Source organism: Paraburkholderia sp. RAU6.4a (assembly GCF_050435625.1).
In the GTDB taxonomy this organism is placed as follows: Bacteria; Pseudomonadota; Gammaproteobacteria; order Burkholderiales; family Burkholderiaceae; genus Paraburkholderia; species Paraburkholderia tuberum.
The window spans coordinates 1334514-1349447 of record NZ_JBNDKQ010000003.1 but is presented as its reverse complement, the minus strand read 5'-3'; the positions used below and the strand labels follow the sequence as shown (position 1 = coordinate 1349447).

Below are 14934 nucleotides of genomic sequence, written 5' to 3'. Positions count from 1 at the left end.
GATTGGAGCCGAGAATGAACAACCTGAAAACCGACCCTACCGATCAAACTCTCGCCGCGCTGCGCTTCCAGACCGCCGCGCGCGATCTCGAACATATCGTGCGCAGCATCGCCGCGCGCTACATCGTCAGGCAGGTGCCGCTCACGTGGCGTCTGCTCCACGCCATCGAAGCCGAGGCGCTGGCCGATCTCGGTTTTGCCAGCCGGCACGACGCGCTGATGCTCGGGCTGTTCCAGCGCCCGTCCGATCTGCCTTATCCAGAAACCGATGACGGCGTGGATTTCGGCACCTCCAACGCATTGCCCGCCGTTTTTGCGTTTGCCGTCAATGCGTACGAGGAAGCGGCGCGCCGGGCGGCGCTGCCACGGCCGGCCGATGCGCCCTTAAAGCGCGCCCGGGCGTGGGGCGGCTAATGGCGGCACCACGTCGGGATGGCTCGGATCCTCATCCATTCCCCGCGGTCGGCCTTGCGGCGGTCAGCGCCTACAATACGCGGACCAAACGGTGCAACTAACGGAAGGATTGCCCATGTCACCTCCTCATCTGTCCGACCCCGTTCCCCGTCCCGCGCCCTCTACCGATCTGTTCGATCAGCAACGCGAAGACTGGCGTCGCGACCCGCAGGTCGCGTTCGATGCGTGGCTCGCGAAGCAGCACTTCCGTCGCTCTTCGGCGTTGGTCTATCAGGCGCAGTGGGGGCAGTTTCTCGATTGGCTCGGCGCGCGGCAACAAAGCCTCGCGACGGTCGACACGCCCGCGATCGCCGAATTCGTCGCCAGCCTCGAGATTCGCAGAACGCAGCGGATCCGCTATTTGCGGCTTATCGAGCGCGTGCTCGATCACGTGCGCGAGATCGAATCGGCGTCGACCAACCCGGCTCGTTTCATCGCGCAGGACGGGGAAGCCGCGTGGCGCAATGCGCGCGACAATGAGCCGACCGGGTTTCTCACGCATGCGGAACGCACTGCGTTGATCGCGCGGCTGTTCGCGCCGTTGCCGGCGTTGTCGACCGCGCAGCGCTGGAGAGAGCGACGCGATCGCGCGTTGATCGCGGTGTTTCTGGGCGCAGGACTGAAGACGGGCGAAGCGGGAGCGCTTACGGTTAGTTGCGTGAGAGAGGGCTCGCCGTGGGTCACGATCGAGTCCGCGAATCCAGTGCTGACGCGGCGCACGCGACTCGCGCCGTTCGCAACGGCGATTCTCGACGCCTGGCTAGCCGAACGCCGGCTGACGCAGCTGGCCGGCAAGCTTGTGTTTCCCGCATCGCCGTCGGGCAGGCCGATGCATAAGGCCACGATGCTGCGCGCGGTGGATGCGCTCGTCGATGCAGCGGGGATTGCCACGTCGCGCCAATCGCGCGCGAGTCCGCAGACCTTGCGCAACACGTTTGCGGCGGACCTTTTCGAAAGCGGGGTAGAGGCCGAACAGGTCGGTCAATGGCTCGGCTTCGTGCAGGCGGTGTCCGCGAACCGGCTATATCGCGCGTGGCAAACGTGGATTGATCAGCAGGATTCGCCCGCGACAGAGGAGCCGGATCCAGCGGCGGCACCGTTGGCCGAGCCCCGCCGTGATGGGCGTTTGACGAGGAAAACGGGAGCCGGCGAACCCTGAAGAACCTCACCGTTGCGGTCCCGAATTTCCTCACCTTTGACGTTTTTCCCGTTGGATTGGCCGCCTCTGGTTAACGCATCGCGTGGACGGAGCGGGACGACGGCGCGGTGGCGCCATCGTTCGACAGGAACTGCTTCACCGCCGCGAGCCTCGATTCGCCGAGGCCCGAAGAGTGCTCGCATTCCGGGCAGAACAGTTCGAAACGGTGATCGACCTGCGACAGCTCCGGCTCACCTTCCTCGCATTTCGGGCATCTCGCGGGCAGCGTCACGTGGCCGTCAGCCGCGGTGCCGATCATGCTCAACTCTTTGCTCGTGAGCCGCCCCTCAGTAACCAGCGAGCACAACAGTACGGCGATGGCCGGATCGATGCCCTGCTGGCCACGCAGGGTGGCGACTTCTTTCGTCAGCGCGTCGACTTCGTCCGACTGCTCGCGCAGCTGCGCATCGAGCCGATCGGCGCGCGCCTTGGCGGCGGCAATCTGCTGAATGAACTCGAATTCCTTGCGGCTCGCATCACGCACGCCGGACTGATACGTCGCGGCCATGCTACGCAGCGAGTCGAGTTCGACTAGCATCGGCTTGACGCGCCGCTCGGCCTCGGCCACCGCATCCTTGATCTGCTGTGCATAGTGCTCCGTGCTTTGCCGCAATTCGACGTGCAACGCGTCGATCCGGTCCCGCAAGGCAGCATTGGCAGTCTGTTCGTTTTCGAGCCGTTGCCGCAGCGCCTCGTTCTCCTGGTCGAGCCGGCGCGTGGTTGCCTGCATGCCTTCGAGGTGAACGCTGCCGTGCGTAGTCGCGCTCGATAACTGGGTTTCAAGTGCGCGAACCCGCTCCCACGCGGTTTCGGCGCGCGCTTCGCTGCGCCTGATGGCGTCGTCGGCCGCATCCCGACGAATTTCCGCCTCGCGTACGCGTAGATCGGCGGCGCTGATCTGCGCGCGGATCTCTTCACGTTCGCCATCGAGCGACGCTTTGGCCTGCACGACCGCTTCTTCGAATAGCGCGCCCAGCAGTTCGCCGGCGCGATCTTCCAGTGCCTTTGGTATCGCGCCCGCTCCGACCTTGACGCGCGACACGCTGCGGATGCGCTCCCAGAAATGATCGATGTCCTTCGGGATGTCGCTCGCGCTGCCGGTTTGCGTGAGATCGCGCACGGCCGCCATCGATGGCCGGATGCCGAGATCGAAAAAAAGCCGTTTACATGCATGCAGCGACAGATCCTGGCGGCGCACGCCCTGCGCACGCATCGATTCAAGCTCGTCGCGAATGGCTTGCCGCTCCTGATCCAGATTCATGTTTACCTCGATGTGGCTCGAATTGGATGGATCATAACAATTTACGTAGTGTTTGCTACCAATTTATCGGTGGCGAACGGATTGGCGAATACCGACGGGCTTTTGCGTGCAGATTGCGATGGTAAACACGCGCCTGCCGTTTTTCTCCGTGAAACAAAACGAAGAATAGCTAATAAGCCATTGTATTAGAAGAATTTTGTTTGATTTCCGCATGATCGCGCACTGTTTCACGATTGATCGGCAATGGCTGCGGGGTGGTGGGCCTGTGTTTCACGGGGCTCGCGGGTGTAAGGCTTGAGAGTAATAAAAATAAACACCTTTGAACCCTTGTTAAAGACGTTAACGACTCGGCAAACCCTTATCTGGCGCGGCTTTCAGGACAGCAAGGTGAAGCTTTGCGGGAGACTTGGTGAGGGTCTGCGGGAAACTCGAGTGATGGGGTTCGGGAAGCTCGGTGAGCGGCTGCGGGACGGAACGTGAGCGGGTTCAGGAAACGCCGTATACGTGGGGTTTGGGCAAAGGTGAGGTTTTGCGGGACTTCGCAGCCGCGAAGCGCCCGACAGCCCTCGACAGTGTCTGTTCGGTTTGGTCTGCAGCAAGGTGAGGGCTTTCGGGAGGCTCGCGAGCGTGGTTTTTTGCCGGTTTTTTGGGGTGGTTAACCGCTTTGGTGAGCCGTGGCGGGAGAAAACGTAAAACGAAGGTGAGATTTTTCGGGGCGCGGGGTCCAGTTTTGCTTTCTTTTTGAGCATCCATACTGCTGAGGTGAGGTTTTACGGGAGCCAACATGGAATTCGACGCATCGATTGCCCGAAAGACTGGTCGGCGGGAACCGCTGGCGATTGGAAAGGTGAGGGGATTCGGGGAACTGGCTGATCAGCTAGATCCGCGAGCCGATTTGGCCGGCGATTCCGTCAAAGGTGAGGCTTTTCGGGAAGGTCTGGATAGGGTTTTGCGCGTTAAGGTGAGGAGATTCGGGACTGAAACGCGGGCTATCGGCCGGAGATGCCCGGCGGATGGCAATTTGCGAGCGTCGGTATACCTGGTCTCTGATTGCAAAGGTGAGTCTTTTCGGGAGGTCCGCGGGGACGCAATGAAAAGTGCTGCGGTGCGAAAAACTGGCTTATGGTGAGATTTTACGGGAACACCGATGGTTCGAGCGCTAGATGGGATTATCGCAAGTCACGGAAATCATTGATGTTTTTCCTGTCCTCCAGCAAAGGTGAGAGTTTTCAGGAGTTCTTTGGAAGGGGGCGCGGGGGCCTCCATAAAGGTCAAAGGTGACGCTTTTCAGGAGGTTGCATTGGGGAAATGCGGTACTGGCGCGGCATGAGCGCGTGTCGTGTTGTGCCGTTCTGCGGTGCTACGGTGAGGTTTTTCGGGAGCATCGGAGCGGTGAGGATTTGCCTTGGTTGGATCTCCCCTTTTTCGGCGGCTTCGGACGAGGCTCGAAGTCGAAACAGGTGGTTAACTCCGGCAGGTTCTCGGTAGTGAGGGCTGAATCGTCAGCGGAAGGTACCAAGCAGTCGAATGGCGCGCCCGGCCATAGGAAGCTTGATGCACCGACAACAGGGCTGACGGGGCGCCCGTCGCTGGCCCACGCCGCGTTGCGGGCCCAATACCGTGCGGGCATTCCATCTATCGAACCGGGACTGTGCATCGGCCGGCAGCACGCGACGATCGACGAAACGATCGCGAGGCCGCACGACGAAGTCATCAGCCGCCCCGGACGCCATCCGTTTACACGAGGTTCTCGAAAAAATCCGCGAAAATTTTTGAGGTGAGAGGATTCGGGATCACGTGCTCCCCGTTGCCGCACGCGGCGAAACGGGCCCGATTCGCAAACGCCGCGACCGGCAAGGAGAGCCCGATCCTGGCGGCACGCACACGAGGTGAGGGTTTTCGGGAGTTGGTCGAGGTGAGTTGCGCTTCGTAAACTCGCTTCACCGGCAATGGTGAGATGGGCGCTATAGACGCGTATCACCACAGCCGGTATGCTCTCGCGAAATCCCCTCCTCACCCCGACGCATGGCCACGAAGCGCGCGAAAAAGACCGATGTTGTCAGCCCGAGCTCGGCTGAGCTGCGCAAAGCCGTCGAGGCGATCGCGATCCAGCCCAAGAGCGGCAAGATCACGCTGCTCACGCGCAAGCTATTTAACGTGTTACTCGCGGTGGCCCAGCAAGCGGATGAATCGGGCGACACCTATCGGGCGCTGCTGTCCGACATCGTCGCCAATTCCGCGTTCGATTCCAATGACACCGCGCTCGTCAAGGAGCATCTGCGCCGCATGGTGTCGGTGCAAGTCGAGTGGAGCACCGGCACGTCGAGTCAGAAGCCTGGCCGCAAATGGGGTATTTCGACGCTGATCGCGGACGCGGAAATTCTCGAAGATCCGACCACGCGTCGCGTCTGGGTCGAGTTTTCGTTTGCGCCGAAGATCAAGAAGAAACTGCTCGATCCGGTTCAGTATGCGCGGCTGAGTCTGCAGTTCCAGAGCCAGCTGCGCAGTAGCGCGGGCCTCGCACTCTACGAGATCTGCGTGCGCTACCTGACCAACCCCAGCCACCTGACGATGCGCGAGACCTGGGAATGGTGGCGGCCGATTCTGTCGGGCACGCCGGACACTGAAGCCGGCGACGAGGCGAAGCGCGAGTACAAGTATTTCAAGCGCGACTACCTGCGCCCGGCCATCGCCGAGGTCAACGCGGTCACGAACATTTTTGTCGAGCTGATCGAGCATCGCGAGGGTCGACGCGTCGCTGAAATCCAGTTCCGCGTGACCGAGCGCAAGCAGCCGATGCTCGCGCTCGACGAACATCCGAACGTGTTCGACAGCACGCTGGTCGACCGGATGGTGAAGATCGGCATTCCGCTCAAGGAGGCGCAGACGCTTTATGCGGACAGCGAGGAGAACCGGATCCGCGCGGCGCTGCAGATGACCGAGCAGCGTATGCGCAGCACGTCACTGCCGCCGGTGCGCAGTGCGCCGGCGCTGTTCAAGGATGCGTTGAAGAAAGGCTATGCGCCGCCGGTCGAGGCGCTGCCCGCGGGTGGCGGCACCAGCAAGGCCGCGGCGTCGCCGGCCGACGATCTGAAGGCGCGTCTGCTCGGTGAATACTCGGCTTACCGTCGCAAGCAGGCCTACGAGTTGTACAACGAACAGGGCGAGTCGGAGCGCGATATCGCGCGACAGTCGTTCGAGGAAGATGAATTGCCGGGGCTCGGCACGCACATGCGCGACGACTGGCGGCGTCGCGGGCTCGATTCGAAGATCGTCGAAACGGCGTTCTTCGACTGGCTCGCGCGCAGGACCTGGGGCGAACCGACCGACGGCGACCTGCTCGCCTTTACGCTGAGCCAGTCGCGCGCGGCGTGATGGGTCGATAACTGGCTTTGAAATCCAGGCGGCGGTGCATGCGCACCGCCCTCACGTCTTACTTCAGCATCTTCTCGATCTGCCGCAGGATGTCGTCGCGCTTTTCACGCGTGAGGCCTTTCAGGCGCAACTCGAGCCGGTCGTCCCCATACGACTTCAGATCGCCGACCGACACACCACCAAGCTTGATTTCCAGACGTTGCGCGTAGCGCTGCCGGCCCGCCGGTTTGGCGCTTTCCTGCGAGGTCGCTCGGCCTTTGACGATGTCGGCGACCTGGCGTGTGCTCAGATCGTCGGAAAGGATCCGGTTGATCAGTCGCAGTGTCGCCTCCGCGCCGCGAGCCGTGTGGTAGCGGCCCACCTGATACGCCATGTTCGAGCCGAAGCGGTCAGGGCGCGCGACCATCTCCTGCATCACGGTTTCCGGGAGTTTGGCGATGGACAGCGCGACTGCGACCGTCGATTCGTCGAGGCCGAGATGTTCGGCCAGTTCCTTCTGGCTCTGGAAATGCCGCTCGTCGAGAAAGCGTCGCCACACGACCGCGTTGTCGAACACCGTCTGCGAGTCGCGCTGCACGTTGAGGTCGTAACCGAGCTTGTAGCTCTGGATGCCGATCGGCAGATCGATGACGATCGCTTTCACCGACTCCTTGTTCGCTTCTTTCAGCGCACGCACCCGTCTGCCGCCGTCACTGACGAAGTAGGTGCCAGGGTTGTCATAGTCGGGAATGACGTGAATCGCCTGCTGCTGCCCCTGCTTCGCCAGATTGACGGCAAGCTCCGCAATCGACGACTTCACATAGAAGTACCGTGGATTGAACGGGCTCGGCTTGATCGTCTTGAGCGCCAGTTCGATGATCTGGCCGGGACGATAGCCGTGCTCGAGCCTCCAGGCGCGGTAGGCCGCCGATTCGTTGTCCGGATCAGGAATCTTCGCGTCCTGCAGACGCGACGGCAAGACGGCCGGAATCGGACGCCCGGCGATCGTGGGAGTTTTCGCCTCGTTGCTGACCAGGCCGTCGATCGCATTCAGACGGTCGAGCGCGGTGCGCTTTTCGCTGCTGGTCGTGTCAGGACGTGCTTGAAAGCCTTTGGCGAACTGGGACGGTTTCATTCAGGGTCCTTTATGCGCATAAATTCATGGGAGCAAGGCGGCGATCTCGTTGGCGCACGCCCGTACTTCGAGCGCGGCGAGCTTCGCGCCGCGGTCGTTCATCTGAAGCACCGTTTGCCCTAACGCCATTGCCTGCTTGTAGGCTTCGCGCGTGGGAATCTGGGTCTTGAGGAGAGGGAAGCCGAGTTCTTCGAGCGCGCGCTTCAGTTCGCGCGTCAGCATCCGTTTCTCTTCAGTCTTGTTGAGCAGGAACACGGCTCGCAGGTCTTCGTTCATGACCTGCGCTTGCTGGACCAGCTTGACGAGACCGATGCTCGACCAGTAATCGGCAGGGGACGAGGAAGTTGGGATTACCGCGACGCTCGCCGCGAGCAGAACGACGCCCGAGACTTTTTCGGTGATGGAGGGCGGGCAGTCGACGACGATGATGTCGTAGTCAGCCACGAACTTCTTGATCTCGCGATGGATCTGGCTGCCTGCTTCGGACAGGTTGACGACGGCGAATGGAATACCGATGTCGCCGTCGGAGGCAGCACTGGCCCAGTGAATCAGAGTGTTTTGGCCATCCGCGTCGACGACGAGAACGCGTTTGCCTTTCTCGTGAAATGCAGCGCCGAGATGCATCGCGATGGTGCTCTTCCCGACCCCGCCTTTCTGCTGTGTTACCGCGATGATTTCTGCCGCCAAATTTCACCTCCTCTTTTTAGACGCAAATGGATTTTACCTGGTTGAAGTGCTATTTCAAATGATTTGCGTAAGCGCAGTTCGGAAATTGGCCATTCGGCAAAGGGTTTATGCGCATAAAGAGGCATCGGACGTGTGCCCGGGGTCTTGCGGGATATCAGAGCAAGCGTGGACTGGGGCTTAAGCGTTGCTGATCGCTGTCCGGCGGCGGCAAAGGGAAAGTAACGAGTGCTCGCGCACTGCGTGCACAGTCGTCGGTGACTGTTCGCGATTCTCGGGCTGATGTGCAGAGAAAAGGAGCGCATGCATCTGAGCGACCAAAGGGGTGAGAGGTGCCAGACTTTATGCGCATAAAGTTCGCGTGCCAATTGGCCCGGAGGGACCGTTCGTCATGAATTCGTCCGATGCCGATTCTCCCCAGACATGGCGGCAAGTAACGTGCATCCGGCGCCTCATCAGCGGGGGATATAGGTTGTCGTTTGAATCGCGCCCGCGCGAGCAAATCTCAGGTGCGACTAGAACTCAGGGTGCCAGCATTAAACGGTTCCCACTCGCCTCGAAGGCAGCGTCGGTTTATGCGCATAAACCGACCCACTCGCCGATGGTTCAAACAACGCGGATGCCGCGCAGTCATCCCGCGCCACGTCATCAAGTCACCCGCAAAATTCCCGAACCCTTCTAACCGTCACAGCCTTCAACGGCGTAAGCCCCGAATCCAGCCATGATCACCATCTACCACAACCCGCGCTGCTCCAAATCTCGCACCACCTGCGAACTCGTCGCGAACACCTACAACTCCGCAAACGAAGCGACGGAAATCGTCGAATATCTGAAGAAGCCACTCACCGTCGCAGAGCTTGAGAAGCTCAATGCTCAACTCGGCTGTCCCGTCCGCGAAATGATCCGCGACACCGAGGCCGAATATAAAGAGCTCAATCTTGCCGACACGTCGCTGACGGACGCCCAGCTCTATGACGCATTGGCGAAGCATCCGATTCTGTTGCAACGACCGATCGTCGTCAGAAACGGACGGGCTGTCATCGGCCGCCCGCCGGAAAATGTCGCCGCGCTTTTCGCCTGATCGCGCGACCGTCGAAGTAGAACGATGTGGGCAATGCGGACTCGAACTGCTGCGCTAGGCTTTGGCGGACAACGCGGCATCCTTGGTCACGATCTTCGTCGGAATCAGATGCAGTTCGGTGAACGTATCCGCGATGCGCTGTTGTTCCGCAAGCACGTTCGCGTCGACGGGCTTGTAGATATGCGCGTAATGCCGCAAGCCTGATTCGATCACGCTCGCGTCGAGCCCTTGAATCGGCGCGAGTTGGGCGGCGGCCTCGCTGTAATGGCCGCGCACCCACTCCCCTTCCTTGCCGCCTTCATCGATCACGATCGCAAGGACGTCGCCGTTCTGTTGCGCGAAGGGCCGCGCGCTCAGAAAGAACTGGTGGTGACTCACGATACCCTCGGCATCGGCGAGCTGCCGCGCGTTCGTTTGCCGCCTGGCGGCTTCGAGGAACGGATCCCAGATCGCCCACGCATCGACCGCACCGCGCTCGAAGGCCGCGCGTGCATCGGCGGGCGGCAGATACACGGGTTGGATCTCGCTGAACTTCACGCCGTTCTTCTGCAACGCGGCGACGAGAAACCAGTGCACATCCGAGCCCTTGTTCAGCGCAATCTTCTTTCCCTTCAAATCGGCCAAGGTTTTGATTGGCGCGTCCGGATGCACGAGGATGCCTTCGGCGTGCGGCGTCGGAATTTCATACGCCGTGTAGACGAAATTGGCGCCCGCGGCCTGCGCGAACACGGGCGGCGCTTCGCCCACATAGCCGAAATCGATCGCGCCGACGTTCAGCCCTTCCAGCAATTGCGGCCCAGCCGGAAACTCGGTCCATTTGACCGTGATGCCAAGTGGCGCAAGCCGCTTTTCGAGCGTGCCGTGCGCCTTCAGCGTACGCGATCCATTGACGACACCCCTCAGAGTAAGGGCGCGGTTCTCATGAGATGTGGTACAGGGCTCAGTCAGCGGAGATCGATGGGCATCTTCCAGGGCAAGAGCGCGTCGTAGTCGTCGACGGTCTGTGCCAGCGGGAGACGCTGTAACAGCCAGGTGAGATAGCGATACGGATCAATGCTGTTCGCCTTGCAGGTTTCGACCAGTGAGTAGAGATTGGCGCTCGCGTTTGCGCCATCGACGGTGTCAGCAAACAACCAGCCGCGGCGTCCCAGGCAGAACGGGCGAATGGAATTTTCGCAAGGGTTGTTCGATATGGGCCAGTTGCCGTCTTCAACGTAACGGATCAGCTTCGGCCACTGCCCGTGCAGATAGGTCAGCGCCTTGCCGAGCAGACTGTTGGGGACGACGCCAGGCGAGTGCTCAAGCATCAGCTTTTCGATAACATCGAGTACGCACGCGCTGTATCGTCGCCGCAATCGCTGTCGTCGCCCAGCCGTCCACGTCTGGCTTCGCGCTTCGGCCGCGAACAGTTTTCCGATCAGGCTGATGAAGCGTGTCGCGAGCAGATCGGGCGGGCGCGCTGCTTTGGGGACATTGTCTTCCGCCTTCACAAAGTACCGTCTTGCGTGCGTCCAGCATCCGAGGTGCACGAGCTGGTACTGTTCAGCGATGCCGTTGTAGGGTTCGTATCCATCGGTCATCAGGGCGGCACCTTTACGGACACCGGCAAACAGCCTGTCAGCCAGCCTGGCGCCACGACCAGGCGTATAGGTGAAGCAACGGATGGGGATGCCCGAACCGGTCATCTGCGCCCACAGATAGCTTTTCGTTTGCGGCTTTCGCCCTTGCTCCTTCAGGACCTGGAACGTCGTCTCGTCGCCGTAGATCAGTTCGGCATCGAGCAGCGCATCGCGCATCAGGTTGATGACGGGTTGCGTCGCAAGACCGACGCGGACCATGCTCGCGGCAATCGTGTTCGACGAGATGTCGCCGCCGAAGCGACGCAGCAGACCGGCCAGGCGATAGAGCGGCATGCCGAACTGGTACTTGCCGGTGGCGATCCACGCGAGCGCCGATTCACTCAGCAGCCCACGCGGGATGATACGGGGCGGTGCCGGCGTAACCTTGATGCCGAGATCGCAACATGGGCAGGCGTACTTGATACGCTGATGCTGGGTGACTCGCAACTGCTCGGGAATGACATTGAGCTGCTCACTGATCTCGACGCCGATCTCGACGAGCGCGTGTCCGTCGTGATCGCAGAAGCGCTCTGCCTCAGGGAGTTCGTGTCGCACGACATCACGCGGCAGATTGGGATCGAGAGGCTTGCGGTGGCCGCGCTTCTTGCGCTTGTGGGCCGCGACCTCGGTTCCGGGGGTATCTTCCTGCGCGGGAGTGGCGTTCGCGCCGAGCGCTTCGGCTTCGTTGAACAGGCCGAACTGGTCCGAGGCGCGCGCTTCGCTTTTCGCGCCAAACAGTTCGCGACGGTAAGCGCGCAGTCGTTCCTCGGCGAGATCGCGCTCAGCTGTCACGAGGCGCAGTGCGCTGCGAACCTCCTCATGATCGCGCTGAAGCGAACCATAGGCCTCTCGCATCGCGAGCAGTGCCTTGAGTTCGTCGGCGTCGATGATCACGTTGATCGGCATACCGCTTAGACCGGCACGCCGGTGACGTGTTCAGCTCACGCGTGCGTAATCTCGACTGGGATGTCGCTGGACTGCGGCAATGTCGATGCCCTCGATAAGCCAGTGCAGCTGCTCGACGCTCAGTGTCGCGACCCGGTTCGCGCTGTCAGGCCACACGAAGCGATCGTTTGCCTCGAGTCTCTTGAGCATGAGCCAGAAACCGTTGCCTTGCCAGCCCAGGATCTTGATGCGATCGCATCTCCGGTTGGTAAACACATAGAGCGAGGAATCCATCGGGTTCAAATGCATGGCCTGCTCCACGAGAATCGACAGGCTGTTCATGCCATACCGGAAGTCGACGGGTTCCCGATGCAGGTAGACCTTCAGGCCTTCGTCGAACCGGAACACGGCATCCTCCCCAGCATCTGGACCACGGTGGTCAGTTCGTCGATGCTCGCCTCGCCGAGATCAAACTCGACGCCGTTGGACAGTCGCACATGCAGTGCGAGCGTCAGCGATGGCGATGGTGACGGTGACGGTGACGGCGGTGCGGTTGGCCGTGCTGGTGGTGCTGCAACGACAGGCACGAATGCCGTGGGCGAGGCGACAGGTGGGGAGCGTTTGCGCGAACCCGGGATGTCAATGGGCGCGCCATCAATCACCGCGAGCGCGCCCTCCAGTACGATTTCCTCCGGGGCATGTGGACGTTCCTGTTCGCCGGTAGCATCATCCTGCGATGCCGGCGAGATGCCTTTCTCGCGCTCCAGCAGGTACTTCGTGATCCACTTGCGTAGCAGGTTGGCGTTGATCCCGTGCTCCTGCGCCAGGCGGGCAACCGACACGCCAGAACGCAGCGCTTCCTCAACGAGCGCACGCTTGCCTTTATCGTCGTAACGACGGCGACCGTCGCTGCTGCGTCGAACTACTCTTAACTCTGGATCTTTGTCAGCCATAGGTGTCCACCTCCGAATAGGTGGACACCTATGCTCCTCGCTCCTGTCCCCAGCGGCTAGACGCCGAAAATGGATCGCTTACCCTTCAGCAATACCAGGGTGCTTGCGGCTTTCTGATATCCGATGCGAAGTTCTTTTGCATGTTCATCGGCGGCAAATGCGGAGGTGGAGAAGACCGGCAACGCGGCGGCGGCCAGCGTCGCGCCTACGCCGGCCAGAAACGTACGGCGCGTCAGCAGCGGATCACGGGACATGAGAATACTCGTCGAAAAAGAATTTAACGGACGCCAAAAGATGGTCCGATTGGCTCCGACGATAATTCGTCTGCGAGCCGGGACGAACCGATAAATTCGCATAAGCAAATCATGCGGCAGTCGCGAAGCATTGCCCAAAGCCCAACCTATCCCCTCCCGCTACAATCGACCGGCAAAACAAGCGCCCGCGACCATCAGCTCGCGGCTGCATCGATCGACTGCAAACGAAGAGAGGAAAAAAAGCCGCCGTGCCTGTAACGACAACACTGATACCGTGGGCCGCCCACGACACCCAACTGATCCTGTCGTGCGCGCTTGGACTAGCACTGATCATCATCTTCATCAGCGTGCTCAAGCTCGCGCCGTTCCTGTCGATCCTGGTCGGCACCTTCGCGGCGGGCTTCACGGCCGGCCTGCCACTCGAAGCAGTCGCGAGCGCGTTCAGTAAAGGCGCCGGCGCATTGCTCGGCGACGTCGGCATCATCATTGCGCTGGGCGCGATGCTCGGTGCGTTGATGGCCGAATCGGGCGCCGCCGACCGGCTCGTGTCCACGATCCTCGCGCACTCGACCCCGCGCACGCTGCCGTGGATGATGGCCGTCGTCGCGCTGCTCATCGGCCTGCCGCTGTTCTTCGAAGTCGGCCTCGTGATGATGGTGCCGATCATCTTCGTCATGGCGCGTCGCGCGCAGCAGCCGATTCTGCGCATCGCGATTCCCGCGCTCGCCGGTATGACGACGCTGCATGCGCTGCTGCCGCCGCATCCGGGTCCGCTGATCGCGGTGAGCGCGTTGCACGCCGATCTCGGTTTGACGTTGGGCCTCGGCCTGATCGTGGCGCTTCCCGCGGTGGTCCTCGCCGGTCCGCTGTATGGCATCTGGCTGTCGAAACGCATGCACGTCGTCGAGCCTGAAGAAATGGGCAAGCTGTTCACCGCCGAGCAGAACGGCTTCGAGCCGCCGGGCTTCGCAATCTCTCTGATCACGATCCTGCTGCCCGTCATTCTGATGCTCGGCCGCACGGTCGCGAAGCTGCTGCTCGAGCCCGAAACGTTGCTCTTCGAGACACTGAATTTTCTTGGCGAGCCGCTGATCGCGCTGGGCCTCACCGTGCTGTTCGCGGTGGTCGCGCTCGGCTGGTCGCGCGGCATGGCGCGCGAGCGCGTCGGGGGCATTCTGCGCAAAAGCCTGCCGCCGATCGCCGCGCTGTTGCTGACGATCGGCGCGGGCGGCGGCCTGAAGCAGGCGCTCGTCGCAGCGGGCATCAGCGCGACGATCGGCAAGATCGCGGTCGGGGCGCATATGCCGCTGATCTTGCTCGCCTGGTTGATCGCCGTCGCGCTGCGTCAGGCCACCGGCTCGGCGACGGTCGCCACGACGACGACGGCCGGCATCGTCGCGCCGGTCGTCGCGGGCCTCGGCGCGACGCACAATTCGCTGATGGCGCTCGCGATCGGCGCCGGCTCGGTGTTCTTCTGCCATGTGAACGACGCCGGCTTCTGGATGGTCCGCGAATATTTCGGACTCCAGCTTAAACAGACTGTACTGGTGTGGTCGGTTTTGCAGACGATCGTATCGGTCGTCGGTCTTGCGTTGACGCTCGTGCTGTGGAGCGCGTTGACGTGAGCACGGCGCGCGCGACAGCCTCACCCATTTGGGCAGCGTATTGACGCGCGCACAGCGGAACACGCGCGCAGAACCTCACGCGACGCCAGGCAGCGAGCCGCGCCTCGCGTCATCAACAACAGGGCCGCCGTCACGCTCCAATTGCGACCAACCTGCGAAGACTGCGGCAAGTCACTTCCGCCGAACGCGCCCGACGCAATGATCTGCACCTACGAATGCACGTTCTGCGAGGTCTGCGCGCTGACGAGGCTGCGCAACGTGCGTCCGAATTGCGGCGGCAATTTCGCGCATCGGCCGATTCGCACCCGCGCGCAACTCGCCAAACATCCGGCGAGTGCCGATGCGCGTCCTGTCGGCATCGATGAAGCATCGCATGCCCGCTTTTTCGAACGCTATCGCGACGTGCCGATCGGCGAGCGCTGAACTGCGGTGT

At 61.6% G+C, this 14934-nt stretch carries 15 protein-coding genes; 7 read left to right on the top strand and 8 right to left on the bottom strand.

Annotated features, from left to right (window positions below; all coding sequences use genetic code 11):
* Window positions 1-14 precede the first annotated feature (14 nt).
* Window positions 15-413 (top strand): DUF2471 family protein, encoded by a 399-nt coding sequence (locus OKW40_RS30820; protein ID WP_184073414.1) that lies wholly within the window; start codon window positions 15-17, stop codon window positions 411-413.
* 115 nt (window positions 414-528) lie between these two features.
* Window positions 529-1611 carry a tyrosine-type recombinase/integrase gene (locus OKW40_RS30815; protein ID WP_184031072.1) on the top strand — a complete coding sequence of 361 codons (1083 nt, stop codon included), beginning with the start codon at window positions 529-531 and terminating at the stop codon, window positions 1609-1611.
* Between the two features lie 70 nt (window positions 1612-1681).
* Here OKW40_RS30815 and OKW40_RS30810 read toward each other — a convergent pair whose 3' ends face one another.
* Window positions 1682-2911, bottom strand: coding sequence for a DNA-binding protein (locus tag OKW40_RS30810; RefSeq protein ID WP_429333140.1), 1230 nt, complete (start codon window positions 2909-2911; stop codon window positions 1682-1684).
* Between the two features lie 1409 nt (window positions 2912-4320).
* On the opposite strand from OKW40_RS30810, the gene OKW40_RS30805 reads away from it, so the two are divergent.
* Window positions 4321-4692: a hypothetical protein gene (locus tag OKW40_RS30805; RefSeq protein ID WP_429352758.1), complete on the top strand. Its 372-nt coding sequence runs from the start codon at window positions 4321-4323 to the stop codon at window positions 4690-4692.
* Between the two features lie 244 nt (window positions 4693-4936).
* On the top strand, window positions 4937-6286 hold the full coding sequence (locus OKW40_RS30800; RefSeq protein ID WP_184057688.1) for a replication initiation protein: 1350 nt from the start codon (window positions 4937-4939) through the stop codon (window positions 6284-6286).
* 58 nt (window positions 6287-6344) lie between these two features.
* On the opposite strand, the gene OKW40_RS30795 is transcribed toward OKW40_RS30800, so the two are convergent.
* Window positions 6345-7400, bottom strand: a complete 1056-nt coding sequence (locus tag OKW40_RS30795) for a ParB/RepB/Spo0J family partition protein (RefSeq protein ID WP_429352759.1) — start codon at window positions 7398-7400, stop codon at window positions 6345-6347.
* A gap of 24 nt (window positions 7401-7424) precedes the next feature.
* The gene (gene parA / locus OKW40_RS30790) at window positions 7425-8087 is read right to left on the bottom strand and encodes a ParA family partition ATPase (RefSeq protein ID WP_013092840.1); all 663 of its coding nucleotides are present in this window, start codon (window positions 8085-8087) and stop codon (window positions 7425-7427) included.
* Window positions 8088-8805: 718 nt separating this feature from the next.
* On the opposite strand from parA, the gene arsC reads away from it, so the two are divergent.
* Window positions 8806-9165: an arsenate reductase (glutaredoxin) gene (arsC, locus tag OKW40_RS30785; RefSeq protein WP_429291925.1), complete on the top strand. Its 360-nt coding sequence runs from the start codon at window positions 8806-8808 to the stop codon at window positions 9163-9165.
* Window positions 9166-9219: 54 nt separating this feature from the next.
* Here arsC and OKW40_RS30780 read toward each other — a convergent pair whose 3' ends face one another.
* The 5 genes from OKW40_RS30780 to OKW40_RS30760 are packed head-to-tail and all read right to left on the bottom strand — an operon-like array spanning window position 9220 to window position 12876.
* Complete coding sequence (locus OKW40_RS30780; protein ID WP_429493971.1) at window positions 9220-10197, bottom strand: sulfonate ABC transporter substrate-binding protein; 978 nt, start codon at window positions 10195-10197, stop codon at window positions 9220-9222.
* The gene (tnpC, locus tag OKW40_RS30775) at window positions 10110-11690 is read right to left on the bottom strand and encodes an IS66 family transposase (protein ID WP_429488555.1); all 1581 of its coding nucleotides are present in this window, start codon (window positions 11688-11690) and stop codon (window positions 10110-10112) included. Before tnpC ends, OKW40_RS30780 begins: the two co-directional genes overlap by 88 nt.
* A 30-nt stretch (window positions 11691-11720) precedes the next feature.
* Entirely contained in the window at window positions 11721-12077 is a 357-nt protein-coding gene (gene tnpB / locus OKW40_RS30770; protein WP_090812353.1) for an IS66 family insertion sequence element accessory protein TnpB, read from the bottom strand.
* Window positions 12053-12622: a transposase gene (locus tag OKW40_RS30765; protein WP_429491690.1), complete on the bottom strand. Its 570-nt coding sequence runs from the start codon at window positions 12620-12622 to the stop codon at window positions 12053-12055. The genes tnpB and OKW40_RS30765 overlap by 25 nt, the downstream gene beginning before the upstream one ends.
* Window positions 12623-12678: 56 nt before the next feature.
* Entirely contained in the window at window positions 12679-12876 is a 198-nt protein-coding gene (locus OKW40_RS30760) for a hypothetical protein (protein WP_429493181.1), read from the bottom strand.
* Window positions 12877-13124: 248 nt separating this feature from the next.
* Between OKW40_RS30760 and OKW40_RS30755 the strand changes: the two genes are divergently transcribed.
* A complete protein-coding gene (locus tag OKW40_RS30755; RefSeq protein WP_429493180.1) occupies window positions 13125-14501 on the top strand; it encodes a gluconate:H+ symporter in 1377 nt (458 codons plus the stop codon).
* Between the two features lie 111 nt (window positions 14502-14612).
* Window positions 14613-14924, top strand: a complete 312-nt coding sequence (locus OKW40_RS30750; RefSeq protein ID WP_429493970.1) for a DUF1272 domain-containing protein — start codon at window positions 14613-14615, stop codon at window positions 14922-14924.
* The last annotated feature ends 10 nt before the right edge of the window (window positions 14925-14934 follow it).

Excerpts from the sequence above, each read along its gene's own strand:
- OKW40_RS30820 (WP_184073414.1), top strand. The coding sequence starts at position 15 with ATGAACAACCTGAAAACCGACCCTACCGATCAAACTCTCGCCGCGCTG.
- OKW40_RS30815 (WP_184031072.1), top strand. The coding sequence starts at position 529 with ATGTCACCTCCTCATCTGTCCGACCCCGTTCCCCGTCCCGCGCCCTCT.
- OKW40_RS30810 (WP_429333140.1), bottom strand. The coding sequence starts at position 2,911 with ATGAATCTGGATCAGGAGCGGCAAGCCATTCGCGACGAGCTTGAATCG.
- OKW40_RS30800 (WP_184057688.1), top strand. The coding sequence starts at position 4,937 with ATGGCCACGAAGCGCGCGAAAAAGACCGATGTTGTCAGCCCGAGCTCG.
- OKW40_RS30795 (WP_429352759.1), bottom strand. The coding sequence starts at position 7,400 with ATGAAACCGTCCCAGTTCGCCAAAGGCTTTCAAGCACGTCCTGACACG.
- arsC (WP_429291925.1), top strand. The coding sequence starts at position 8,806 with ATGATCACCATCTACCACAACCCGCGCTGCTCCAAATCTCGCACCACC.
- tnpC (WP_429488555.1), bottom strand. The coding sequence starts at position 11,690 with ATGCCGATCAACGTGATCATCGACGCCGACGAACTCAAGGCACTGCTC.
- OKW40_RS30765 (WP_429491690.1), bottom strand. The coding sequence starts at position 12,622 with ATGGCTGACAAAGATCCAGAGTTAAGAGTAGTTCGACGCAGCAGCGAC.
- OKW40_RS30760 (WP_429493181.1), bottom strand. The coding sequence starts at position 12,876 with ATGTCCCGTGATCCGCTGCTGACGCGCCGTACGTTTCTGGCCGGCGTA.